The sequence below is a fragment of the Pseudomonas sp. KnCO4 genome (genome assembly GCF_045344305.1).
GTDB classification, from domain to species: Bacteria; Pseudomonadota; Gammaproteobacteria; order Pseudomonadales; family Pseudomonadaceae; genus Aquipseudomonas; species Aquipseudomonas anuradhapurensis.
Window position 1 is genome coordinate 4,978,267 of record NZ_CP174199.1, and the last position, 23,979, is coordinate 5,002,245.

21 protein-coding genes and 2 tRNA genes are annotated in these 23,979 nt (G+C 62.2%); 8 read left to right on the plus strand and 15 right to left on the minus strand.

What is annotated here, in order from left to right:
* Window positions 1-181 precede the first annotated feature (181 nt).
* The 3 genes from ACJA3S_RS23045 to ACJA3S_RS23055 all read left to right on the plus strand — a co-directional run bounded on the left by ACJA3S_RS23045 (window position 182) and on the right by ACJA3S_RS23055 (window position 2,670).
* Window positions 182-724 carry a phage infection protein gene (locus ACJA3S_RS23045; protein ID WP_406820116.1) on the plus strand — a complete coding sequence of 181 codons (543 nt, stop codon included), beginning with the start codon at window positions 182-184 and terminating at the stop codon, window positions 722-724.
* A gap of 122 nt (window positions 725-846) precedes the next feature.
* Window positions 847-1,479 carry a TetR family transcriptional regulator gene (locus tag ACJA3S_RS23050; RefSeq protein WP_170032980.1) on the plus strand — a complete coding sequence of 211 codons (633 nt, stop codon included), beginning with the start codon at window positions 847-849 and terminating at the stop codon, window positions 1,477-1,479.
* Window positions 1,480-1,572: 93 nt separating this feature from the next.
* Entirely contained in the window at window positions 1,573-2,670 is a 1,098-nt protein-coding gene (locus ACJA3S_RS23055; protein WP_406820117.1) for an AGE family epimerase/isomerase, read from the plus strand.
* Between the two features lie 233 nt (window positions 2,671-2,903).
* Here ACJA3S_RS23055 and ACJA3S_RS23060 read toward each other — a convergent pair whose 3' ends face one another.
* The 6 genes from ACJA3S_RS23060 to ACJA3S_RS23085 all read right to left on the minus strand — a co-directional run bounded on the left by ACJA3S_RS23060 (window position 2,904) and on the right by ACJA3S_RS23085 (window position 9,359).
* Window positions 2,904-3,671: an SDR family oxidoreductase gene (locus tag ACJA3S_RS23060; protein ID WP_406820118.1), complete on the minus strand. Its 768-nt coding sequence runs from the start codon at window positions 3,669-3,671 to the stop codon at window positions 2,904-2,906.
* Between the two features lie 593 nt (window positions 3,672-4,264).
* Entirely contained in the window at window positions 4,265-4,981 is a 717-nt protein-coding gene (locus ACJA3S_RS23065) for an ABC transporter ATP-binding protein (protein WP_400612069.1), read from the minus strand.
* Window positions 4,978-5,853 (minus strand): ABC transporter ATP-binding protein, encoded by an 876-nt coding sequence (locus ACJA3S_RS23070; protein WP_406820119.1) that lies wholly within the window; start codon window positions 5,851-5,853, stop codon window positions 4,978-4,980. Before ACJA3S_RS23070 ends, ACJA3S_RS23065 begins: the two co-directional genes overlap by 4 nt.
* Window positions 5,850-7,151, minus strand: coding sequence for a high-affinity branched-chain amino acid ABC transporter permease LivM (gene livM / locus ACJA3S_RS23075; RefSeq protein WP_406820120.1), 1,302 nt, complete (start codon window positions 7,149-7,151; stop codon window positions 5,850-5,852). Before livM ends, ACJA3S_RS23070 begins: the two co-directional genes overlap by 4 nt.
* Window positions 7,152-7,153: 2 nt before the next feature.
* On the minus strand, window positions 7,154-8,068 hold the full coding sequence (locus ACJA3S_RS23080; RefSeq protein ID WP_317409451.1) for an ABC transporter permease subunit: 915 nt from the start codon (window positions 8,066-8,068) through the stop codon (window positions 7,154-7,156).
* Between the two features lie 154 nt (window positions 8,069-8,222).
* Window positions 8,223-9,359: a branched-chain amino acid ABC transporter substrate-binding protein gene (locus ACJA3S_RS23085; protein ID WP_406820121.1), complete on the minus strand. Its 1,137-nt coding sequence runs from the start codon at window positions 9,357-9,359 to the stop codon at window positions 8,223-8,225.
* Between the two features lie 524 nt (window positions 9,360-9,883).
* Here ACJA3S_RS23085 and pncB point away from each other — a divergent pair.
* Both pncB and nadE read left to right on the plus strand, forming a co-directional pair.
* Window positions 9,884-11,089 carry a nicotinate phosphoribosyltransferase gene (pncB, locus tag ACJA3S_RS23090; RefSeq protein WP_406820122.1) on the plus strand — a complete coding sequence of 402 codons (1,206 nt, stop codon included), beginning with the start codon at window positions 9,884-9,886 and terminating at the stop codon, window positions 11,087-11,089.
* 3 nt (window positions 11,090-11,092) lie between these two features.
* Window positions 11,093-11,920 carry an ammonia-dependent NAD(+) synthetase gene (gene nadE, locus ACJA3S_RS23095; RefSeq protein ID WP_406820123.1) on the plus strand — a complete coding sequence of 276 codons (828 nt, stop codon included), beginning with the start codon at window positions 11,093-11,095 and terminating at the stop codon, window positions 11,918-11,920.
* Between the two features lie 112 nt (window positions 11,921-12,032).
* Here the strand turns inward: nadE and azu are convergent, their stop codons facing one another.
* Complete coding sequence (azu, locus tag ACJA3S_RS23100; RefSeq protein WP_406822295.1) at window positions 12,033-12,479, minus strand: azurin; 447 nt, start codon at window positions 12,477-12,479, stop codon at window positions 12,033-12,035.
* A gap of 349 nt (window positions 12,480-12,828) precedes the next feature.
* Here azu and ACJA3S_RS23105 point away from each other — a divergent pair, with 349 nt between their 5' ends.
* Window positions 12,829-13,416, plus strand: coding sequence for a TIGR00730 family Rossman fold protein (locus ACJA3S_RS23105; RefSeq protein WP_406820124.1), 588 nt, complete (start codon window positions 12,829-12,831; stop codon window positions 13,414-13,416).
* A gap of 150 nt (window positions 13,417-13,566) precedes the next feature.
* Here the strand turns inward: ACJA3S_RS23105 and ACJA3S_RS23110 are convergent, their stop codons facing one another.
* The 8 genes from ACJA3S_RS23110 to rnr form a co-directional block, all read right to left on the minus strand.
* Window positions 13,567-15,867 carry a YgiQ family radical SAM protein gene (locus ACJA3S_RS23110; RefSeq protein WP_406820125.1) on the minus strand — a complete coding sequence of 767 codons (2,301 nt, stop codon included), beginning with the start codon at window positions 15,865-15,867 and terminating at the stop codon, window positions 13,567-13,569.
* Window positions 15,868-16,125: 258 nt separating this feature from the next.
* Entirely contained in the window at window positions 16,126-17,523 is a 1,398-nt protein-coding gene (gene dnaB / locus ACJA3S_RS23115; RefSeq protein WP_170033000.1) for a replicative DNA helicase, read from the minus strand.
* Between the two features lie 113 nt (window positions 17,524-17,636).
* Window positions 17,637-18,083, minus strand: coding sequence for a 50S ribosomal protein L9 (rplI, locus tag ACJA3S_RS23120; protein ID WP_003249568.1), 447 nt, complete (start codon window positions 18,081-18,083; stop codon window positions 17,637-17,639).
* Between the two features lie 20 nt (window positions 18,084-18,103).
* The gene (locus ACJA3S_RS23125) at window positions 18,104-18,967 is read right to left on the minus strand and encodes a hypothetical protein (protein ID WP_406820126.1); all 864 of its coding nucleotides are present in this window, start codon (window positions 18,965-18,967) and stop codon (window positions 18,104-18,106) included.
* A 33-nt stretch (window positions 18,968-19,000) separates the two neighbouring features.
* A complete protein-coding gene (gene rpsR / locus ACJA3S_RS23130; protein WP_003249563.1) occupies window positions 19,001-19,231 on the minus strand; it encodes a 30S ribosomal protein S18 in 231 nt (76 codons plus the stop codon).
* Between the two features lie 28 nt (window positions 19,232-19,259).
* On the minus strand, window positions 19,260-19,685 hold the full coding sequence (gene rpsF / locus ACJA3S_RS23135; protein ID WP_013974420.1) for a 30S ribosomal protein S6: 426 nt from the start codon (window positions 19,683-19,685) through the stop codon (window positions 19,260-19,262).
* Between the two features lie 309 nt (window positions 19,686-19,994).
* Window positions 19,995-20,741, minus strand: a complete 747-nt coding sequence (gene rlmB, locus ACJA3S_RS23140; protein ID WP_170033004.1) for a 23S rRNA (guanosine(2251)-2'-O)-methyltransferase RlmB — start codon at window positions 20,739-20,741, stop codon at window positions 19,995-19,997.
* Window positions 20,738-23,314: a ribonuclease R gene (gene rnr, locus ACJA3S_RS23145; RefSeq protein ID WP_170033006.1), complete on the minus strand. Its 2,577-nt coding sequence runs from the start codon at window positions 23,312-23,314 to the stop codon at window positions 20,738-20,740. The genes rlmB and rnr overlap by 4 nt, the downstream gene beginning before the upstream one ends.
* A 271-nt stretch (window positions 23,315-23,585) precedes the next feature.
* Between rnr and ACJA3S_RS23150 the strand changes: the two genes are divergently transcribed.
* Window positions 23,586-23,672 (plus strand) — tRNA-Leu (locus ACJA3S_RS23150).
* Between the two features lie 88 nt (window positions 23,673-23,760).
* A tRNA-Leu gene (locus tag ACJA3S_RS23155) sits at window positions 23,761-23,847 on the plus strand.
* The last annotated feature ends 132 nt before the right edge of the window (window positions 23,848-23,979 follow it).

Here is a 23,979-nt window from a genome sequence, read left to right on the forward strand (position 1 = left end):
CCGGCCGAGAGCAATTTCAAAAAGCCATCATCCAAGCCATAAAGCCTGTGCTAGAGCCGCTCAAGGTCTCTATCAATATGGTCGATTGTTACCATTACCCGTATGAACTTCTCTCTAGCGTTACCCGGCGTAGCATTGGCTCCGTACCCACTTTCCAGCCCCCGAGAGGAGCACCGAAATCATGAAACGCCACCTGCTGACCCTGACCCTGTCCATTCTGGCTGCCAACGCTTTTGCCTTGCCAGCCGACGAGCAACACCTGACCGCCGAATCGCGCTCCAGCGCTGCCGAAATTGCCCAGCCGCTGAAGACTGTTGCCGAAGGTGGTTCCGATCGCCTGATCGAACGCACCGGCCGTGTTGCCGAAGGTGGTTCTGATCGCCTGATCGAACGCACTGGCCGCGTTGCCGAAGGTGGCTCCGATCGCCTGATCGAACGCACTGGCCGTGTTGCCGAAGGTGGCTCCGATCGCCTGATCGAACGCACTGGCCGCGTTGCCGAAGGTGGCTCCGATCGCCTGATCGAACGCACTGGCCGCGTTGCCGAAGGTGGTTCCGATCGCCTGATCGAACGCACTGGCCGCGTTGCCGAAGGTGGTTCCGATCGCCTGATCGAACGCACTGGCCGCGTTGCCGAAGGTGGTTCCGATCGCCTGATCGAACGCACTGGCCACGTTGCCGAAGGTGGTTCTGATCGCCTGGTCGAAATCAGCCGTGTGAGCTGATCACCATGGCCGAAAAGAACAATCACTGTCGCAACACCGCCTCCCCTCCAAGCCCGGTCCATTGACCGGGCTTTGTTTTTTTCACTAGAGTGCCCAGCCTCACCGTCACAGAAGCTCGCACCATGCTGCCGCGCGCCGAACAGAAGCTACAGACCCGCCAGGCCCTGCTTGATGCCGCCTGCCAGCTCATGGAGAGTGGCCGTGGTTTCGGCAGTATCAGCCTGCGCGAAGTGGCGAAGACCGCCGGCATCGTGCCCACCGGCTTCTACCGGCATTTCTCCGACATGGACGCCCTGGGCCTGGCCCTGGTGGCCGAGGTCGACGCCACGTTCCGCCAGACCATCCGCCTGGTGCGCCACAACGAATTCGAGCTGGGCGGCATTACCGATGCCTCGGTGCGCATCTTCCTCGACGTGGTCGCCGCCCACCGCGCACAGTTCCTGTTCCTCGCCCGCGAGCAGTACGGCGGTTCGCAGGCAGTCCGCCAGGCCATTGCCCGCCTGCGCCAGGACATCAGCGACGACCTGGCCACCGACCTCGCACGGATGAAACGCTGGCAGCATCTGGACGGTGCGGCGCTGGCGGTGATGGCCGACCTGGTGGTGAAGACCGTGTTCGCCACCCTGCCGGAACTGATCGACAGCCCGGAGCCAGGTTATCCACAGGCGCTGACGCCGCAGGAAAAGATCACCCAGCAGTTGCGCTTCATCTTCGTCGGCGCGCGGCATTGGCAAGGGTTGGGTAACCCCGGCTGATCGTTGCCTGTATAGGCCTCTTTGCCAGCACAGGCTACCGAAAACCCCAGTTCTGCTACCATGGCGCCCTGCCCGACAGCGACGAGCGCCTAAATGTCCAACCCCCGCCACACCCTGCCCGAACTGGCCCGCTTCATCCAGCATTTCGCCGAACGCATCGTGCCGTTGTGGCAAGGCCCGGGCTGGAACGCCGACATGGCCCTGCCCTACGAAGCCCTGGACGCCGAGCAGCGGCCCTTGCCGGTGCAGCGCTACCGGGCCATGGCCTGCGCGCGCCAGTTGTACCTGTTCAGCAGCCGCATCGGGCAGCCTGGTGCCGCCGAACGGGCAGCCGCCCTGTTCCGCTCGTTGCAGAAGCACTTCCACGACGCCGAACACGGCGGCTGGTTCTACAGTATCGACGCCCAGGGCAAGCCGCTGGACCGGCGCAAGGACCTGTATACCCACGCCTTCATCGTGTTCGCCTGCGCGCACTACTGGGGCAAGGTGCGCGAAAGCCTGGTGGAGTCCACCTTGAATGCAGCGCTGGACATCATCGACCAGCAGTTCGCCCGTGACGATGGCTTGTACGAAGCCAGCCTGGGCGAAGACTGGGCCGACCTGGGCAGCGGCCCGCTGCAGAACCCACAGATGCATCTGGCCGAAGCGTTCCTGCAAGTGCTGGCAGTACGTGAAGACGAACATACCCGGCAGTCGCTGCTGCAGCTGTGCGATGCCCTGCAGGCGCACTTCATCGAGCCGGCCCATGGCCTGATGCTGGAAAAACCCCGTGGCGCTGTGGATAACTGGTTCGAACCAGGGCACCAGTTCGAGTGGTTCTACCTGCTGCACACCTCGCCGCTGCTGCGTGACACGCCGCTGCATGCCTCCATCGACCGGGCGTTCGGCTTTGCCGAGCAGTACGGGGTGAAGGATGGGGCAGTGCTGGCGATGCTGGCTGTGGATGGCCAGGTATTGGATGCCACCCAGCGCATCTGGGCGCAGGCGGAATACCTGCGGGCGTTGGTGTTGCGCGTAGGCGGCGAGGCGAAGCTGGCGGGGCAGTTGCAGGCGCTGCAAGCGCGGTTCCTGCGACAAGCGGGCTGGTATGAGTGTCGGGACGGCGAGGGAGCGGTCAGCCGCCATGATATGCCTTCGACCACCCCCTACCACCTGGCGACGTGCCTGGAAGGCTTGCAACGCCTGGGCTGACGCTGCAGCGGCCCATAGATGCGCATTGCCCCTGTAGGAGCGGCCTTGTGTCGCGAAAGGGCTGCAGAGCAGCCCCGGGGTTTCAGCGTATATGCACAAATTGCCGGGGCTGCTCTGCAGCCCTTTCGCGACACAAGGCCGCTCCTACAAAGGGCTGAGCTGCGCCCCAGATGTCGGACACCTGTCCACCATCTGGGGCGCGGCTCAGGCGCACTAGCCGACCAGGTGGCAACTCAACCCTTGGCTGACCGGTCGATCGAGAACCCTGCCCAATCCTGGCTAACCGGCATCAGCTCCAGGCTGTTGATGTTGATGTGCGCCGGCTGGTTGAGGATCCAGAAAATGGTCTCGGCGATGTCCTGCGGCTGGATTGGCTCGGCACCGGCGTAGGTCGCATCGTACTTGGCCTGGTCACCGCCGAAGCGCACCAGCGAGAATTCACTCTCGCACAGGCCCGGCTCGATGTTGCTCACGCGCACCCCGGTGCCGCGCAGGTCGCAGCGCAGGCTCAGCGAGAACTGGCCGACGAACGCCTTGGTACCGCCATACACGTTGCTGCCCGGGTACGGGTAGTTGCCTGCCACCGAGCCCACGTTGAGGATCGAGGCGCCGCGGCCATGGGCGATTAGGCGTGGCAGCAGCAGGCGGGTGGTGTAGATCAGCCCCTTGATGTTGGTATCGACCATGGTTTCCCAGTCGTCCAGGCTGCAGTTCTGCGCCGCATCCACGCCCAACGCGAGGCCGGCGTTGTTGACCAGCCCTCGCAACTTGTCGAAGCCTGCCGGCAGGTTGGCGATGGCTTGCTCCATGGCCTTGCGATCCCGCACGTCGAGCACCAGCCCATGCACTTCGGTCTTGGCTGCCAGCTCGGCGCACAGGGCGTCCAGGCGCTCCTTGCGACGGCCAGTGAGGACCAGTTTCCAGCCGGCCTCGGCAAAGCGGCGAGCAGTGGCCTCGCCGAAACCGGAAGTCGCGCCAGTGATGAATACGGTGGACGTCATGCTCTGTTCCTCACGGTAGGTTGTCATCGGCAGCTTTGCAGCATGCCCGCGCCGGGCGCTGGCAGCAAGCCGTCGAGGCCCCTGGTCATTTTTTGTTCATAACCGGCAAACCCTTGCTGCAGAGGGCGCGGCGCCAGCTATGCGCATGTTATCCACAAGGCTTTCCCCATCGATTGGGGGCAACTTGTCTGCTGGGCGGAACCCTTTCAGCGTGGCGGGGTCGGTGGATATCTTCAAGGTGATGGCGCAAGGCTTTCAAGCATGCCGCGTGCAGCGGTCTGTCCAAGGGTTTTTCACAGAGTTATCCACAGGCTGTTCGCTGCGCTGGGCGAGGCTGCAGGCCTCGCCAGAGCAGTGAAAATCACCCACAGAAGGCTTCTGATCAAAAAATAACCATGCAGCTGCAACCCTTGCGGTTCAAGGGCCCGCGCCAGGTGCCACCATGTTTTCCACAGGCGGCTCCACATTAACCGTGGAAAACATCAGCCTGTGCAAACAATGGCTTGCGACGCGCTTGTGGAGTATTTCTGGAAGGATGTGAAACAGGTTGTCCACATAGCGAACGGGGCTGCGTTTGCAGCCCCGGATACCACTCAATGACCGCCCAGATAAGCGTTGCGCACTTCCTCGTTAACCAATAGCTCCTGCCCCGTGCCGGTCATGCGAATCTGCCCGTTGACCATCACATAGGCCCGGTCCGAGAGTTTCAGTGCATGGTTGGCGTTCTGCTCCACCAGGAAGATGGTCATCCCGGTCTTGGCCAGTTCGCGCAGGGTCGAGAAGATCTGCTTGACCACGATCGGCGCCAGCCCCAGCGATGGCTCGTCCAGCAGCAACAACTTCGGACGGCTCATCAGCGCCCGGGCAATCGCCAGCATCTGCTGCTCGCCACCGGACATGGTCATGGCCCGCTGGTTACGCCGCTCCTTCAGCCGCGGGAACAGCTCGTACATGCGCTGCATGTCTTCGTCGGCATGCTTGTCGCCGATAGGGATGGTGCCCATCATCAGGTTTTCCTCGACGGTCATGTCGGGGAACACGCGGCGCCCTTCCGGCGACTGGGCGATGCCGTTGGAAGCGATGTAATGCGACGATTTGCGGGTAATGTCGGTACCGCGATAGACGATTTGCCCCGACGCCGCCCGCGGCTGGCCGAAAATCGACATCAGCAAGGTCGACTTGCCGGCACCGTTGGCGCCGATCAGGCTGACTGTCTCGCCCTCGTTGATGTGCATCGACACCTTTTTCAGCGCCTGGATCGGCCCGTAGAACACGTCCAGGTCCTTCAGTTCGAGAATGGGTGCAGTCATACCAGTTCCTCTTCATCGGCACCCAGGTAGGCGGCGATCACCGTCGGGTTGTGGCGGATATCCTGCGGCGCGCCTTCGGCAATCACGTTGCCGTGGTCGAGCACCACGATATGGTCAGAAATACTCATGACCATGCCCATGTCGTGCTCGATCAGCACCACGGTGATGTCGTGCTCGTCGCGCAGCACGCGGATCATGCGGCTGAGGGCCTCGGTTTCCTGCGGGTTCAGGCCAGCCGCCGGTTCGTCCAGGCAGATGATCTTCGGCCGCGTGCACATGGCCCGGGCGATTTCCAGGCGGCGCTGCTGGCCGTACGACAATTCACCGGCCAGGCGGTTGGCGCAATCGACCAGGTCGACCACCTCCAACCAGTAGAACGCATGGTCCAGCGCATCGCTTTCGGCCTTGCGGTAGGCCTTGGTGTTGAGCACCCCGGCCAGCAGGTTGCGGTTGACCCACATGTGCTGGGCCACCAGCAGGTTTTCCACCACCGACATTTCCTTGAACAGGCGAATGTTCTGGAAGGTGCGTGCCAGGCCGGCGCGGTTGACCAGGTGGGTACCGCCGAACATCTTGTAGTACAGGCGGTTGGCAAAGCGCGCCGGCGAGACGAAGTCCGCCGCCTGGAAGCGCTCGCCGAGCAGCTGGATGACATTGGTGTGGCTGTCGCGCACATTCAGCTCGATGCGCCCGCCGCTGGCCTTGTAGAAGCCGGTGAGGCAGTTGAACACCGTGGTCTTGCCGGCGCCGTTGGGGCCGATCAGGGCGAAGATCTGGTTGCGCCTGACTTTCAGGCTGACATCGCTGAGTGCCTTGATGCCGCCGAACTGCATCATCAGGTTGTCGACCGAGAGAATGATATCGTCGCTCATGGCGCCACTCCTTTACGCGGGGTCACACCGGTACGGCTGATGCGGATCAGCCCACGCGGTCGCCAGATCATCATCAACACCATGAGCACACCGAACAGCAGCACCCGGTATTCCGAGAAGCTGCGCAGCAGCTCTGGCGCCACGGTCAGGACGAAGGCCGCGATCACCACGCCCACGGTCGAGCCCATGCCGCCGAGCACGACGATGGCAAGAATCAGTGCCGACTCGAAGAAGGTGAACGACGACGGGTTGACGAAGCCCTGGTAGGTCGCGAAGAACACCCCCGCCAGGCCAGCAGTAGAGGCGCCCAGGGTAAACGCCGAGAGTTTCACCAACACATGGTTCAGGCCCATCGAGCGGCAGGCGATCTCGTCCTCGCGCAGTGCTTCCCAGGCCCGGCCGACCGGCATGCGGGTCAGGCGGTGCTTGATGTACAGCACCGCCAGCACGACCATGAACAGCACCGCGTAGATGAACACGAACTTGAGGTTGGCGTTGTATTCGAAGCCGAAGAACTCGTGGATCGGTACCCCACCGTCCTTGGCCCGGCGGCCGAACTCCAGGCCGAAGAAGGTCGGCGACGGCGCCGGCATGCCGTTCGGGCCACCGGTGAACGACAGCCAGTTGTTCAGTACCAGGCGGATGATCTCACCGAAGCCCAGGGTCACGATCGCCAGGTAGTCACCGTGCATCCGCAGCACCGGGAAGCCGAGGATACAGCCCGCCAGCGCCGCTGCGATGGCCGCCAGCGGCAGCACGCTCCAGAAGCCCAGGCCGAGGTACTGGTAGCCCAGCGCCAGGCCGTAGGCGCCGATGGCATAGAACGCCACGTAGCCGAGGTCGAGCAGGCCGGCCAGGCCGACCACGATGTTCAGGCCGAGGCCGAGCAGCACGTAGATCAGGCCAAGGATGACCACGGTCAACAGGTACTTGTTGGCGAAGATCGGGAAGACGATGGCAATCACCACCAGCGCCGGGATGATATAGCGCAGGCGCGACACGTAGTCCGGCGCGCGCACGTGCACGCCCGAGCCACCGCTTTCGAAGCCCTGCAGCATGCGCGTACCGGCGGCGGTCTGCAGGTACAGGCTGAGCAGGAAGCGCCCCAGCATCACCCCGCCGACCAGCCAGGCCACGCGACGCGGCTCGGCATTGAAGCTGTAGCCATCGAGGACCACGCCAACGATCGGGCCAAACACGATGAGTGCCAGCAGGCCGGCGACGATGGTCTCCAGCAGGCTGCGTTTAAGGTCGAAACCCTTGGTTTCGGAAACAACGGCAGTTTTGGCAATGGACATGTTCACACCTTAGCCACGAGCGGGCGACCCAGCAGGCCTTGTGGGCGGAAGATAAGGATCATCACCAGCAGCGAGAAGCTGAACACGTCCTTGTAGTCGGAGTTGATCAGGCCGGAGAACAGCGACTCGGAAATACCCAGGATGATCCCGCCGAGCATGGCGCCAGGCAGCGAGCCGATCCCGCCGAGCACCGCGGCGGTGAACGCCTTGATGCCGATGATGAAGCCGGCGTAGAAGTCGAAGGTGCCGTAGTTCATGGTAATCAGCACGCCAGCCAGGGCGGCCATCACCGCACCGATGACGAACACGTAGGAGATCACCCGGTCGGTGTTGATGCCGAGGATCGAGGCCATCTTGCGGTCTTGCTGGGTAGCCCGGCACATGCGGCCAAGCTTGGTGTACTTGATCACGTAGGTGAGCAGGCCCATGCCCACGAATGCGGCCACCAGGATGAAGATCTTGGTATAGGTCAGTTGTACGAAACCGGTGCCCACGTCGACGCGCCAGGCGCCTTCGAGCAGGGTCGGCACGCCTTGCTGGCGGGCGCCCTGGCTGATCTGCGCGTAGTTCTGCAGGATCAGCGAAATGCCGATGGCACTGATCAGCGGTGCCAGCCGGGTGGAGTTGCGCAGGGGTTTGTAGGCGATGCGTTCAATGGTGAAGCCGTACACGCCGGTGACGACGATGGTGAACAACAGGGTGCCCAGCATCAGCAGGGGGAACGACTCGATACCGAAGTAAGCCAGCAATGCCAGGCTGATTGCCGCGAGGTACGCGGAAATCATGTACACCTCGCCGTGCGCGAAGTTGATCATGCCGATGATGCCATAGACCATTGTGTAGCCGATGGCGATCAGGCCATAGACCGACCCGAGGGTCAGGCCGTTGACCAGTTGCTGCAGGAAAATACCATCCATAACGCAATCTCACCTGATTGAGATTGCACGAGCGCCGACCACGGCGGGCCTTGCGACTAGGCGGCCCTCGCAGCGCAGTACTGTGCAGATCTACGGATAAAGACAGGTACCGCGGGGCTTGGGCCCGGGCCTGAGCCCGGGCCGTGGGCCGTTGTTATTTTTGTTTTTCCAGCTGGTGGTACTTGCCTTGGGCATCCCACTGGTAGACCACGTAGTCGGACACGGTCAGGTCACCCTTGCTGTCCCACTTCTTCTCGCCCATGACGGTCTGCACCGGGTTGGCCTTGAGCCACTTGGCAGCGTCTTCGCCCTTGTTCGACTTGGCGCCGTTGAAAGCAGCGGCCAGGGCCTGCAGCGAAGCGTAGGCGTACAGGGTGTAGCCTTCCGGCTCGGTGCCATTCTTGCGGAACTCCTCCACCACCGCCTTGCTGTCCGGCAGCAGGCGCGGGTCGGCACCGAAGGTCATGTACACGCCGTCGACGTACTGCGCGCCGCCTGCGGTGGACACCAGTTCGTCGGTGACGATGCCATCATCGGACATGAACTTGACGTCCTTCAGGCCCTGCTCGCGCAGCTGGCGCACCAGCGGGCCGGCTTCCGGGTGCAGGCCACCGAAGTACACCACGTCGGCACCGGTGGAGCGGATCTTGGTGACCACCGCGCTGAAGTCCTTCTCGCCACGGGTCAGGCCTTCGTACAGCACCGGCTTGACATCGCGTTTTTCCAGCTGCGCCTTGGTCGCGTCGGCCAGGCCCTGGCCGTAGGTGTCCTTGTCGTGCAGCACCGCGACCTTCTTGCCCTTGAGCACGTCAACGATGTAGTCGCCAGCGACGATACCCTGCTGGTCGTCACGCCCGCACATGCGGAACATCGCTGAAAGGCCGCGCTCGGTCACCTGCGGGTTGGTAGAGCCTGGGGTGATGGCAATGACCCCAGCCTCGTCGTACACCTCGGAAGCCGGGATGGTATTGGAAGAACAGAAGTGTCCGACCACGCCGATCACCTTGTCCTGGTCGACCAGGCGGTTGGCCACGGCCACGGCCTGCTTCGGTTCGCAGGCGTCATCGCCCTTGACCAGGACAATCTTCTCGCCATTCACGCCACCGGCGGCGTTGATCTTGTCGGCCGCTGCTTGCGCACCTTTCATGTACTGCTCGCCAAACGCTGCGTTTGCCCCGGTCATCGGGCCCGCTACACCGATCTTGACGTCGGCCTGAACATACGAAGAAACACCCAGTGCCGTAGCTACGGCCAGAGCCAGGAAACCTTTCTTGTAAAACGTCTGCGACATGAGGTGGTGCTCCTAGAGTTTTTTTGGTTGGCACTACAACTTCTCAGCACTGTGCTCAGAGCAAGGGCCGTGCCATCGGTTTTGTCTTCCGCAAAAACACACCGTAGAGGCCGTCTGCAGGCGACCGACGGCCTTTTCTTTATTGAGCGTGCAACCGTCTGCCGCGCGGCGGGCGCCACCACACGTACAGACAAGGAGCAACCGCTGGGTGCCATCATTGCAACCCTGCCAAGTGTTTACGTGCAACCGGCCTGTAACAGCGGACGTCACCGAACTGCACACTGCTGGTGCGCGACTGCTACAGGCGGCACCGTTTCAAGGCTGGCGGGTGCACGGAAAAACACGCGGTTTTGGCAGTTCCGGCCTCTTCGCGGGTGAACCCGCTCCCACAGAGTCCCCACTAGGCTCAAGGGCGGTGCAGTACCTGTGGGAGCGGGTTTACCCGCGAAGAGGCCGGTACAGGCCCAACAAGCCGCAAAAGGCTGGCACAATGTCCGCCATTCGCCGCTTCCGGAGCCCCTTTGATGAGCGAGAGCGCATTCGCCGAGCGCATCGTGCACAACCTGCTCGACACCGACTTCTACAAACTGACGATGATGCAGGGCGTGCTGCACAACTACCCGGACGCCGACGTCGAATGGGAATTCCGCTGCCGCAACGGCGAGGACCTGCGCCCCTATCTTGGCGAGATCCGTCAGCAGTTGGAAAAGCTCAGCGACCTGACCCTGGATGACGGCCAGTTGGCCTTCCTCGAACGCATCAGCTTCCTAAAGCCTGACTTCCTGCGTTTTCTGCGCCTGTTCCGCTTCAACCTGCGTTACGTGCGCCTGGGGATAGAGAACGATCAACTGTTCCTGCGCCTGAAAGGCCCCTGGCTGCACGTGATTCTGTTCGAAGTGCCATTGCTGGCGATCATCAGCGAAGTGCGCAACCGCCACCTGCACCCCCGCATGCGCCTGGCCGAAGCGCGCGACCAGCTATACCGCAAGTTCGACTGGCTGCGCGCGCATGCCAGCGCCGAGGAACTGGCCGAACTGCAAGTGGCTGACTTCGGCACTCGCCGGCGCTTTTCCAGCCGGGTGCAGGAAGAAGTGGTGCGCGTACTGCGCGACGACTTCCCGGCCCGCTTCGTCGGCACCAGCAACGTCGATCTGGCATGGAAACTGGATATCAAGCCGTTGGGCACCATGGCTCACGAATGGATCATGGCCCACCAGCAACTCGGCCCGCGGCTGATCGACAGCCAGATCGCCGCGCTGGACTGCTGGGTGCGCGAGTACCGCGGCCTGCTCGGCATCGCCCTGACCGACTGCATCACCATGGATGCCTTCCTCGGCGATTTCGACCTGTACTTCGCCAAGCTGTTCGACGGCTTGCGGCATGACTCCGGCGAACCGGTGGCCTGGGCAGAAAAGGCCATCGCCCACTACCAGAAACTGGGTATCGACCCGATGACCAAGACCCTGGTGTTCTCCGATGGTCTCAACCTGACCCGTTCCCTGGAAATCTTCCGCGCGCTGCGCGGTCGCATCAACGTGAGCTTTGGCATCGGCACCAACCTCACCTGTGACATCCCGGGCGTGGCGCCGATGAGCATCGTGCTTAAAATGACCGACTGCAATGGCGCGCCAGTGGCGAAGATTTCCGACGAAGCCGCCAAGACCCAATGCCGCGACGAGAACTTCGTCGCCTATATGCGCCACGTATTCAAAGTCCCCAGCAAGGAGTAACCCATGCAAGCGGTTCAGCAAGAGATTGCCCAGGCGCTGAAGGTACAGCCGCCGTTCGCCGACGCCGCCGCGCTCGAGGCCGAAGTCGCCCGGCGCGTGGCGTTCATCAAGGATTGCCTGGCCAACGCCCGGCTCAAGACCCTGGTGCTGGGCATCAGCGGCGGCGTCGACTCGCTGACCGCGGCCCTGCTCGCCCAACGTGCCATCAACGAGCTGCGTGCCGAGACCGGTGACAAGGCCTATACCTTCATCGCGGTGCGCCTGCCTTACCATGTCCAGCATGATGAACACGACGCCCAGGCCTGCCTGGAGGTGATCAAGGCCGATGAAGTACACACCATCGATATCGCCCCGGCGGTAAAAGCCCTGGCTGGCGAAGTGAAGGAACTGAAGAACGGTTCGCCGACCTTGGTGGATTTCGTCGTCGGTAACGTCAAGGCACGCACCCGCATGATTGCCCAGTACACCCTGGCCGGTGCACGCGGGGGCCTGGTGATCGGCACCGACCACGCTGCCGAAGCGGTGATGGGCTTCTTTACCAAGTTCGGCGATGGGGCATGCGACCTGGCGCCGCTGAGCGGGCTGGTGAAAAACCAGGTGCGGGCGATTGCGCGCAGCTTTGGAGCGCCGGAATCACTGGTGGAGAAGGTGCCGACCGCAGACCTGGAAGACCTCGAGCCGGGCAAGCCGGATGAAGCGTCCCATGGCGTGACCTACCAGCAGATCGATGCCTTCCTGCATGGGCTGCCGGTTGACCAGGAAGCGTTCGACATCATCGTCGCTACCTACCGCAAGACCCAGCACAAGCGCGAACTGCCGTTCGCCCCTTAAAAGCTTCGCGGGCTCGCCCGCTCCCACAGGTACACCAGTTGCTGAGCATTGTGGTGTACCTGTGGGAGCGGGCAAGCCCGCGAATAGGCCCGAACAGCCTACACAGCTTTGATTACTTGACGACGACCGTGCCTTTCATCATCGAGATGTGGCCCGGGAACGAGCAGAAGAAGCCGTAGTCTGTGCCAGCTGCCAACTTGGACACATCAAAGGTCACAGAATCTTTTTCGCCCGCGCCAATGATCTTGGTGTGAGCGATGACACGCTCGTCACCCTCTTTCAGATAGGCCTTATCGATACCAGCGCTCAGGCCTTCGCTAGCGATCGGCTGCATATCAGCTGCCTTGCTGATGACAATGTTGTGGCCCATGACGTTCTTCGGCAGCTTGCCCGAATGCTCCAGGTTCACAGTGAATTGCTTGCAGCTCTTGTCGATGACGATTTCCTTGGTGTTGAAGGACATCTGGTCGGTCGAGTCGACAGTTACCGAGCACTCGGCTGCGAAGACAGAGGCGCTGGCGAGGGTCAGCAGGGATACCGCTACAGCTTTCGCAAACATCATGAATCTCCTTGGCAGGGTTTTATCAATTGCGAGACTGCCTGAAACCGTTCAGCCCCTTGCTGATATGGGTCAAGGGGCTGTCAAGCGGCCAGCCAGTAGAATTGTTCAATCGATTGTATACAACCAATTCAAGAGCACATCATGCCCTTTTATTGGACGATGGGACAACCTCTCATTTAGGAGCAATACGAAATGACCCTTGGTAGCCTGATGAACAGCCTGCTGGCGGCCTACGCCCATGGCGCCACCGGTGCAATCTGCGAATTCTCCCGCCCGGAATGAAACCTGCCTTGGAACTGCATTGCATGGGCCTTACCCTGTCAGCCTGAGTGACTGGAGATGAGCAATGCCCGTACGTTCCGTTTGTGTGTTCTGCGGCGCCAGCATCGGCGCCAACCCTGCCTATCGTGAAGCGGCCGTTGCGCTGGGCCAGGCGATTGCCCGCCGCGGCCTGACCCTGGTCTATGGCGGTGGCGCGGTTGGCCTGATGGGCACCGTTGCCGACGCGGCCATGGCGGCCGGCGGCGAAGTGATCGGGATCATCCCGCAAAGCCTGATGAATGCCGAAATCGGCCACAAGGGTCTCAGCCGCCTGGAAGTGGTCGACGGCATGCACGCGCGCAAGGCACGCATGGCCGAGCTGAGCGATGCGTTCATTGCCCTGCCGGGTGGGCTGGGCACGCTGGAAGAATTGTTCGAAACATGGACCTGGGGGCAACTGGGCTATCACGCCAAGCCGCTGGGCCTGCTCGATGTGAATGGTTTCTACGAGAAGCTGGGCGGGTTCCTCGACCATATCGTCGAACAAGGCTTCGTGCGGCCGCAGCATCGGGCGATGTTGCTGCTGGGGCAGCAGCCTGACGAGCTGCTGGACGGGATGGACAGCTTCGTCGCGCCGGTGGCGCCGAAGTGGGTCGACAGGAAACCTGACTGAACCTGAGATTTTGGCACCGCTTTGCGGCCCATCGCGACACAAGGCCGCTCCTACAATGAGTGTGCAAACCCTACAGTTCCGGGTGCTCGCGGTCGGTGCAGGAGCGGCCTTGTGTCGCGATGGGCTGCAAAGCAGCCCCAAAATCGCCAGTTAACGCGGGATAACTGGCTGACGCGGCTTCTTGTTGCCCTTGCCACCCTTGCCCGCTTCCTTGCGCTCCTTGGCCGCCTGCTGGTTTCGCGCAAACGCCTCGGCCTTGGCCTTTTCGCGCTTGTCCCACGGCTTGCTGCCATCACTGCCACGTGGCGGCAGGCCGGTGTGCTGGGTAAGGATCTTCTGCTCCTTGCCCACCTTGTGGCTGCCCGCCGGGGTCGAGTTCTTGCGGCGCGCGCTCTGGTAGCTGTCGGTCTGCGGCTGGTGCAACGGGATCAGCTGGTGCTTGCCCGGCCCGATCAGGTCGGCGCGGCCCATGCGCTGCAACGCTTCACGCAGCATCGGCCAGCCCTTCGGGTCGTGGTAGCGCAGGAACGCCTTGTGCAGGCGTCGCTGCTCCTCGCTCTTGACGATTTCCACGCCTTCGCTCTTGTAGGTCACCTTGCGCAGCGGGTTCTTGCCCGAGTGGTACATGGCCGTGGCCGAGGCCATCGGCGACGGGTAGAACGCCTGCACCTGGTCGGCGCGGAAGCCGTTGCCCTTCAGCCACAGGGCCAGGTTCATCATGTCTTCGTCGGTGGTGCCCGGGTGCGCGGCGATGAAGTACGGGATCAGGTACTGCTCCTTGCCCGCCTCTTTCGAGAACTTCTCGAACATGCGCTTGAAGCGGTCGTAGGTACCAATGCCCGGCTTCATCATCTTGTCCAGCGGGCCACGCTCGGTGTGCTCCGGGGCGATCTTCAGGTAGCCACCGACATGGTGGGTGACCAGCTCCTTGACGTATTCCGGCGACTCCACGGCCAAGTCGTAGCGCAGGCCCGAGGCAATCAGGATCTTCTTCACCCCCGGCAGGGCACGCGCCTTGCGGTACAGCTCGATCAGCGAGCTGTGGTCGGTGTTGAGGTTCTCGCAGATGCCAGGGAACACGCACGACGGCTTGCGGCAGTGCTTCTCGATGTCAGGGCTCTTGCAGGCGATGCGGTACATGTTGGCGGTCGGGCCGCCCAGGTCGGAGACCACGCCGGTGAAGCCCGGTACCTTGTCGCGCATCTCCTCGATCTCGTGCAGGATCGACTCGTGCGAGCGGTTCTGGATGATGCGGCCTTCGTGCTCGGTGATCGAGCAGAAGGTGCAGCCACCGAAGCAGCCGCGCATGATGTTCACCGAGAAACGGATCATCTCGTAGGCCGGGATGCGCTCCTTGCCATAGGCCGGGTGCGGCACGCGGGCGTACGGCATGCCGAACACGTAGTCCATTTCCTCGGTGGTCATGGGAATGGGTGGCGGGTTGAACCACACATCCACTTCACCATGTTTCTGCACCAGGGCGCGAGCGTTGCCGGGGTTGGTTTCCAGGTGCAGCACACGGTTGGCGTGGGCATACAGCACCGGGTCGTTACGCACTTTCTCGAACGATGGCAGGCGGATGACCGACTTGTCACGGGTCATGCGCGGGCTGTCGAGAATCTGCACCACCTTGGCTTCGTTCGGGTCCTCCACCTCGCCCTTGGCCTGCTCGATGGCGCAGGCCTGGGTGTCCTGGGTGTTGACGTACGGGTTGATGATCTTGTCCACGCGGCCCGGGCGGTCGATGCGCGTGGAGTCGATCTCGTACCAGCCCTCGGGGGTGTCGCGACGCACGAAGGCAGTACCGCGCACGTCGGTGATGCTTTCGATCTTCTCGCCGCTGGCCAGGCGCTGAGCCACTTCGACTACTGCGCGCTCGGCGTTGCCGAACAGCAAAATGTCGGCGCTGGCGTCGATCAGGATCGAATGGCGCACCTTGTCCTGCCAGTAGTCGTAGTGGGCGATCCGGCGCAGTGACGCTTCGATGCCACCCAGCACGATCGGCACGTGCTTGTAGGCTTCCTTGCAGCGCTGGCTATAGACCAGGCTGGCGCGGTCCGGGCGCTTGCCGGCCAGGCCGCCGGGAGTGTAGGCGTCGTCGGAACGGATCTTCTTGTCTGCGGTATAGCGGTTGATCATCGAGTCCATGTTGCCCGCAGCCACGCCGAAGAACAGGTTCGGCTCGCCGAGCTTCATGAAGTCGTCTTTCGACTGCCAGTTCGGCTGGGCGATGATGCCCACGCGGAAGCCCTGGGCTTCCAGCAGGCGGCCGATGATGGCCATGCCGAACGATGGATGGTCGACGTAAGCGTCGCCGGTCACGATGATGATGTCGCAGGAATCCCAGCCGAGCAGATCCATCTCCTCCCTGCTCATCGGCAGGAAAGGTGCTGGCCCGAAGCATTCGGCCCAGTACTTGGGATAGTCGTAGAGTGGTTTGGCTGCTTGCATGTCAGTGACCGGTTCTGGTGTGCAGGAAAATCGCGGGCGCGGAATATAGCACAAATTTTGACCAAATCCGACGATGGTTGTCGGATTCATGGATACCGATGAGCAAGGTCGCGCTGTTGGAACGGCCTTGTGCCGCGATCAGGCGCGACACAGGCCGCAAGCCAGGGGACCGCAATTTGCCAGCGATAACCTGGTTCGCCGGTTTTGCGGCCGCTTCGCGCCCGATCGCGACACAAGGCCGCTCCTGCACGGGCCCGGTTATTCGTCGTCGTCGAAGTTGTACATGCCCGGTGCAAGGTTCTCGAAGCGGGTGTACTTGCCGATGAATGCCAGGCGTACGAAGCCGATGGGGCCGTTACGCTGTTTACCGATGATGATTTCCGCCACGCCCTTGTGCTCGGTCTCGGGGTGATACACCTCGTCACGGTAGACGAACATGATCACGTCGGCGTCCTGCTCGATCGCACCGGACTCACGCAAGTCGGAGTTCACCGGGCGTTTGTTCGGTCGCTGTTCCAGGGAACGGTTCAGCTGCGACAGGGCGATCACCGGGCAGTTGAATTCCTTGGCCAGGGCCTTGAGCGAGCGGGAGATCTCCGAAATCTCGTTGGTACGGTTGTCACCGGCCGAACCGGGGATCTGCATCAGCTGCAGGTAGTCGACCATGATCATGGCGATTTCGCCGTGTTCACGGGCCAGGCGCCGGGTGCGCGCACGCATTTCCGAGGGGCTGATGCCGGCGGTATCGTCGATGAACAGCTTGCGGTCGTTGAGCAGGTTCACCGCCGAAGTCAGGCGCGGCCAGTCGTCGTCGTCCAGCTGGCCGGAACGCACCTTGGTCTGGTCGATACGGCCCAGCGACGACAGCATACGCATGATCAGCGACTCACCTGGCATCTCGAGGGAGAACACCAGCACCGCCTTGTCGGTACGCAGTACGGCGTTCTCCACCAGGTTCATGGCGAAGGTGGTCTTGCCCATCGACGGACGGCCGGCAACGATGATCAGGTCGGCCGGCTGCAGGCCGCTGGTCTTCTCGTCCAGGTCGGTGAAGCCGGTGGAAACACCGGTGATGTCGCTGTCGGAGTTGAACAGCGTGTCGATACGGTCGATCGCCATGGTCAACAGTTCGTTGACCCCTACCGGGCCGCCGGTTTTCGGCCGCGCCTCGGCGATCTGGAAGATCTGCCGCTCGGCATCGTCGAGGATTTCTTCGGCATTGCGCCCTTGCGGGTTGAACGCATTGTCGGCGATGTCGGTACTGATGCTGATCAGCTGACGCAGGGTGGCACGCTCGCGAATGATCGCAGCGTACGCCTTGATGTTGGCCACCGACGGGGTGTTCTTGGCCAGTTCGGCCAGGTACGCCAGGCCGCCGACCTGCGAAGACAAGCCTTCCTTGTCCAGCTGCTCATGCAACGTGACCACGTCGAAGGGCTGGTTGGCGTCCGCCAGCTTGTGCACGGCACGGAAGATCAGGCGGTGGTCATGCCGGTAGAAATCGCCGTCCGATACCTGGTCCAGTACCCGCTCCCAGGCGTTGTTATCCAGCATCAGGCCACCGAGCACGGCCTGTTCGGCCTCGATGGAATGCGGCGGCACCTTCAGGGCTGCGGTTTGCAGGTCAAGCTGTTCGGGGGTGGTGATCTCGTTCATGGCCACGAAAGAATTCTTGAGGATGAAAAAGACAAAGGGCACGGCCTGTCAAAAACAGGACCGTGCCCGATGTTAACCGCCCGGCTCACGAGGAGCCAGCCAGTCAGCGCAGCTTAGGCAGCTACGACGACCACACGTACGGTGGCTTCAACGTCGCTGTGCAGGTGCACGGCTACGTCGTATTCGCCAACCTGACGGATGGTGCCGTTCGGCAGACGAACTTCAGCCTTGGCCACTTCAACGCCGGAGGCGGTCAGGGCGTCAGCGATGTCGTGGGTGCCGATCGAACCGAACAGCTTGCCTTCGTCGCCAGCGGTGGCAGTGATGGTCACTTCCAGCTCGGCCAGTTGGGCAGCGCGGCTTTCAGCCGAAGCTTTCTTGTCAGCGGCTGCTTTTTCCAGCTCGGCGCGACGCTCTTCGAACGCAGCCAGGTTGGCGGCGTTGGCAACGGTGGCCTTGCCGAATGGCAGCAGGAAGTTACGGCCGTAACCAGCCTTAACCTTTACTTTGTCGCCCAGGTTGCCCAGGTTAGCGACTTTTTCCAGCAGGATCAGTTCCATTTGGTAAAACCTCTTAACTTTTAACCTTCACCGTTCGCGGAGTCATTCCCCTTGGGGGACTTGCGACCGCGAAAATCAATCAGGCTGTCGACAATGGCCAAAACCACCAGCAACGGATAAATCAGCTGCATGATCAGCGGCAACGTCACGTACATCCCCACCAGCCAGAAACCGGCCAGTCGGCCCTGTGCCACCAGCCCGTGCATCAAGGCGATGCCGGCCAGCACCAGTACCAGGCTCGAGGCCGATGCCAGGACGATGAACTGCGGCCCGATGAACGGGGCCACCACCATCACTGCCACCAAGACCGCCGTGGTCTGTTTCGGCAACTTCAGGGCGCGAAACTCGCGACCGAAGCCTCCAGGGTTGTACAACGCTGCCTGCCAGTAGCGCGCCAGCACCAGGGCCAACACGCTGAACAATTGCACCGTCACTGCTGTGGAAGCGACCAGCACAGGGCGGATCAGCTCACCGGAAAGCACCGGTTGCCCTTCGATTTGCGGCATGGCTTCGGCAAACGCCTTGGCCAGCCCGTCGAAGGTTTGCGCCAGCGCCAGATCGAGCACGAGGCTGAAAGCCACGGCGAACACGGCACTGACCAGCAACACCCGGCTCCAGGGATGCTCGGCGCGCAGCAGCGCAGCCAGGCCCAGGGCACCCGCGATCACCAGGAAGGTGATCGGATCGCCCATGACCCACACGGCCAGCCCGGCCAGCAGGCCGCCGGCGATGACCGTAGTAGCATCCTTGAACCCACGCCGCAGCAGCACAAGGCTGCCGGCAGCGGCACTCAACCAGAACAGCAGCGGCAATACCGCACTGATGACCACCACCAGGGTGGCCTGCACACGACCGCGCATGATGAAACTTGCTAACGCTCGCATGCTAATCCCTTACTGCTTGTCGACGACCCGGTCTCAGCGGCCGTGGCTGTCGGTGTAGGGCAGCAGGGCCAGGAAGCGGGCGCGCTTGATAGCGGTAGCCAGCTGACGCTGATAACGAGCTTTGGTACCGGTGATACGGCTTGGAACGATCTTGCCGGTTTCGGATACGTAAGCTTTCAGGGTGTTGAGATCTTTGAAGTCGATCTCTTTCACGTCTTCAGCAGTGAAGCGGCAGAATTTACGACGACGGAAGAAACGTGCCATTTAATAGGCTCCTCTAAAGGTCCGTGGATTACTCGTCAGCGTTATCGCTGGAGTCGCTGTCATTGCTGTCGTCGCCGTCGGCGGATTCAGCATGCTCAGGACGCTCACGACGCTCACGGCGCTCGCTGCGGTTTTCTTCAGCCTTCAGCATCTCGGACTGGCCGGTAACGGCTTCGTCGCGACGGATGACCAGGTTACGGATAACGGCATCGTTGTAGCGGAAGTTGTCTTCCAGCTCGGCCAGGGCCTTGCCAGTGCACTCAACGTTCAGCATCACGTAGTGAGCCTTGTGAACATTGTTGATTGCGTAGGCCAGTTGACGACGGCCCCAGTCTTCCAGGCGGTGGATCTTGCCACCATCTTCTTCGATCAGCTTGGTGTAACGCTCAACCATGCCGCCGACTTGCTCGCTCTGGTCCGGGTGAACCAGGAAGATGATTTCGTAATGACGCATGAATGCTCCTTACGGGTTAGTAGTCTGCCAGTGGATCTGGTCAGACAAGGAGTGAATGACACTGGTGTGTCTTGCCAGGGAGTAGAGGCACATGCGCACCTGCCAGCTCGGCAAGGGGCGCAATTGTAGAGAAGGCGGGACACACAAGCAAGGAAATTGGCGATTATTTGAACAGCCAGAAACATATTCACAATGTGCAAGGCCCCATTCGCGGGCACGCCCGCTCCCACAGGTTCAGCGCAGCCTTTGGCATTGCAGATTACCTGTGGGAGCGGGCGTGCCCGCGAAGAGGCCGGTACAGGCTGTCGATCAGCGCTTGGCCTGCCGCTGACGCACGGCCTCGAACAGGCAAACCCCGGTCGCCACCGAGACGTTCAGGCTGCTGACGCTACCGGCCATCGGCAGCTTCACCAGGAAATCGCAATGCTCGCGGGTCAGCCGGCGCATGCCCTTGCCTTCCGCGCCCATGATCATCACCAGCGGCCCGGTCAGGTCCTGCTGGTAGATCTCCTGCTCGGCTTCGCCAGCGGTACCGACCACCCACAGGCCACGCTGCTGCAGTTTCTCCAGGGTGCGCGCGAGGTTGGTCACCGCCACCAGCGGGATCACTTCCGCCGCCCCGCAGGCCACCTTGCGCACCACCGGGGTCAGGGTTGCAGACTTGTCCTTGGGCACGATCACCGCCGTGGCACCGGCCGCATCGGCGGTACGCAGGCAGGCACCGAGGTTATGCGGGTCGGTGACGCCGTCCAGCACCAGGATCAGCGGTGGCGTTTCGCTACGCTCAAGCAGCTCCTCGAGCATCAACTCGCCCCACACCTGGCTTGGGCTCACCTCGGCAACAACGCCCTGGTGCACGCCTTCGACCCAGGCATCCAGCTCGCGACGCTCGGCCTGGCCAACCGCCACGCGGTTTTCTGCGGCCAGCGCCAGCAACGCCTGGATGCGCGGCTCGCTGCGCCCTTCCGACAGCCAGATCTGCTTGACCCGCTTCGGATGGTGCTGCAGCAATGCCTGCACGGCGTGCACGCCGTAGATCTTTTCCAGCTGACTCATGACTTGTTCTTGCTCTTGCGTGGCGCGCCGGACTTCGACGGCCCTTTACGGTGCTTGGTCGGCTTGCCAGAGGCCTTGCCACCCTTGTCCGACTTGCTGCCGGCATGGCCGCTGCTGCGCGCCTCGCTCATCAGCGCCTTTTTCATTTCGCGGCTCTTGCGCACTTCGGCGTTACGCTGCACGGCGTCTTTCGGGAAGTACGCCTCGGCGGTCTCGCTCTTGCGGCTGCGCGGCTTCGGCGTGGCCTTGGCCTCGACCGGGGCCTGCTCGGCCTGGCCGGCAGCCGGTGCGGCGCCACGCTGCTTGCGGCCGATCGGCGCGGCAAGGGTGCTTTCCGACACTTCGAAATCGATCTTGCGCTCGTCCAGGTCGACGCGCATGACCTTGACCTCGATCGTGTCGCCCAGGCGGAAGCTGCGCCCGGTGCGTTCGCCGGACAGGCGGTGGTGCACCGGGTCGAAGTGGTAGTAGTCACCCGGCAGCGCACTGACGTGCACCAGGCCTTCTACATAGATGTCGGTCAGTTCGACGAACAGGCCGAACCCGGTCACTGCGGTGATCACGCCCGGGAAGGTCTCGCCCACGCGGTCTTTCATGAACTCGCACTTGAGCCAGTTGACCACGTCACGAGTGGCTTCATCGGCCCGGCGCTCGGTCATCGAGCACTGCTCGCCGAGTTGCTCGAGGGTGTTCTCGTCATACGGGTAGATACGCGCCTTGGGGATGCTCATGGCGCCGGCACGCTTGACATGCGGGGTATCGACCCGGGACCGGATGATGCTGCGGATGGCGCGGTGCACCAGCAGGTCCGGATAACGACGAATCGGCGAGGTGAAGTGGGTGTACGCCTCGTAGTTCAGGCCGAAGTGGCCGTTGTTTTCGGTGCTGTACACCGCCTGGCTCAGCGAACGCAGCATCACGGTCTGGATCAGGTGGAAGTCCGGGCGCCCGGCAATGCTTGCCAGCAGGGCCTGGTAATCCTTCGGCGACGGGTCCTTGCCCTTGTGCAGGGTCAGGCCCAGCTCGCCGAGGAAGGCGCGCAGCTTTTCCAGGCGCTCCGGCGGCGGGCCGTCGTGCACGCGGTACAACGCAGGCACGCCATGCTTCTGCAGGAACTCGGCGGTGGCCACGTTGGCCGCCAGCATGCACTCCTCGATCAGCTTGTGGGCATCATTGCGCACGGTCGGGCGGATTTCCGCGATCTTGCGCTCGTCGCCGAAGATGATGCGGGTTTCCTGGGTCTCGAAGTCGATCGCGCCCCGGGTGTGGCGGGCAGCTACCAGCACCTTGTACAGGTTGTACAGGTTCTTCAGGTCCGGCACGACTGCCTTGTACTCCTCGCGCAGCGCCTTGCCCTCACGGGTGCGGGAGTGCTCGAGCATGCTGCTGACCTTGTTGTAGGTCAGGCGGGCGTGGGAGTGGATGACACCTTCATAGAACTGGTAGTCGACCATCTGGCCGGCCTTGTTCATGGTCATTTCGCAGACCATGGCCAGGCGATCGACATGCGGGTTCAGCGAGCACAGGCCGTTGGACAGTTCCTCGGGGAGCATCGGCACCACGCGCTCGGGGAAGTACACCGAGTTGCCGCGCTGCTGGGCTTCGACGTCCAGGGCCGAGCCCAGGCGCACGTAGCTGGACACGTCGGCGATGGCCACATAAAGGCGCCAGCCGCCGGAGAACAGACGCAGCTTGCCCAGTGGTTCGCAATACACCGCATCGTCGAAGTCGCGGGCGTCCTCGCCGTCGATGGTAACGAACGGCAGGTGGCGCAGGTCGACACGCTTCTCCTTGTCCTTCTCTTCGACTTCGGAGCGGAACTTGCGCGCTTCCTTGATCACTTCCTTGGGCCAGACGTGCGGGATGTCGTAGCTGCGCAGGGCAACGTCGATTTCCATGCCCGGTGCCATGTAGTTGCCGATGACTTCGACCACATCGCCCTGCGGCTGGAAGCGCGGGGTTGGCCAGTGGGTGATCTTGATCTCGACGAACTGGCCGATCTTCGCGCCACCATTGCGCCCGGCGGTCACCAGCACTTCCTGCTGGATCTTCGGGTTGTCCGGGGTCACGTAGCCGATGCCGCCTTCTTCGAAGTAACGGCCGACCACGCTTTCGTGGGCACGGGAAATGATCTCGACCAGCACGCCTTCGCGGCGGCCACGGCGATCGACGCCAGACACGCGGGCCAGGCCGCGGTCGCCATCGAACACCAGGCGCATCTGCGCCGGGCTGAGGAACAGGTCTTCGCTGCCGTCATCGGGGATCAGGAAGCCGAAGCCGTCACGGTGGCCGGAGACGCGGCCGCAGATCAGGTCCAGCTTGTCCACCGGGGCATAAGTGCCGCGCCGGGTATAGATAAGCTGGCCGTCACGCTCCATGGCGCGCAGGCGGCGGCGCAGGGCTTCGATCTGGTCTTCGTCGTGAAGACCGAACTCGGCCGCCAGCTCCTCGCGCGCGGCCGGTTCGCCACGGTCGGCAAGGCGCTGCAGGATCAGCTCACGGCTGGGAATGGGGTTGTCGTATTTTTCCGCTTCGCGAGCGGCCTCGGGATCGAGGGATTGCCAATCGGCCATCAGAAGGGGTTCACCTTGGGGTATATAGATAGGAATTCTGGCATAGGCGTATTGAAACCGGAAATGTCAGCCTTGGACAGCCCCACCGGCACCTCCGGCGGGCAGGAATAGGCCTGCGGAATCAACAAGTTGAATTTTTTGAAATTTTTTTTGCTCAGGGGGTTTACAGCCCCCCGGACCGTCCGTATAGTGCGCACCACAACGACGGACAACCCCGAAGTTGTAGTAGAGATGAACGACGCTGTAAAGCATCTTTTAATCTCGAATGTGTGCCCAGGTGGCGGAATTGGTAGACGCGCTGGTTTCAGGTATCAGTGGCTTAACGGCCGTGGAAGTTCGAGTCTTCTCCTGGGCACCAAATATTTTCAAGTAACAGATGACCAAGGATCTGTTACTACTGTGTGAAAGCGAACGATAGTCGCCTTCTGCAGATGATGTAAAGCTTTGCCCAGGTGGCGGAATTGGTAGACGCGCTGGTTTCAGGTATCAGTGACTTAACGGTCGTGGAAGTTCGAGTCTTCTCCTGGGCACCATACAAAAACCCACTAGCTTGCTAGTGGGTTTTTTCTTGCCTGCGATTTTTGTATCGCCCCCTCCTCGCTCGCCGAAATAGCTCGATCTCACAGGCACAGCCCTCCTATCGACGGCCATCTTCCAACTCCGCC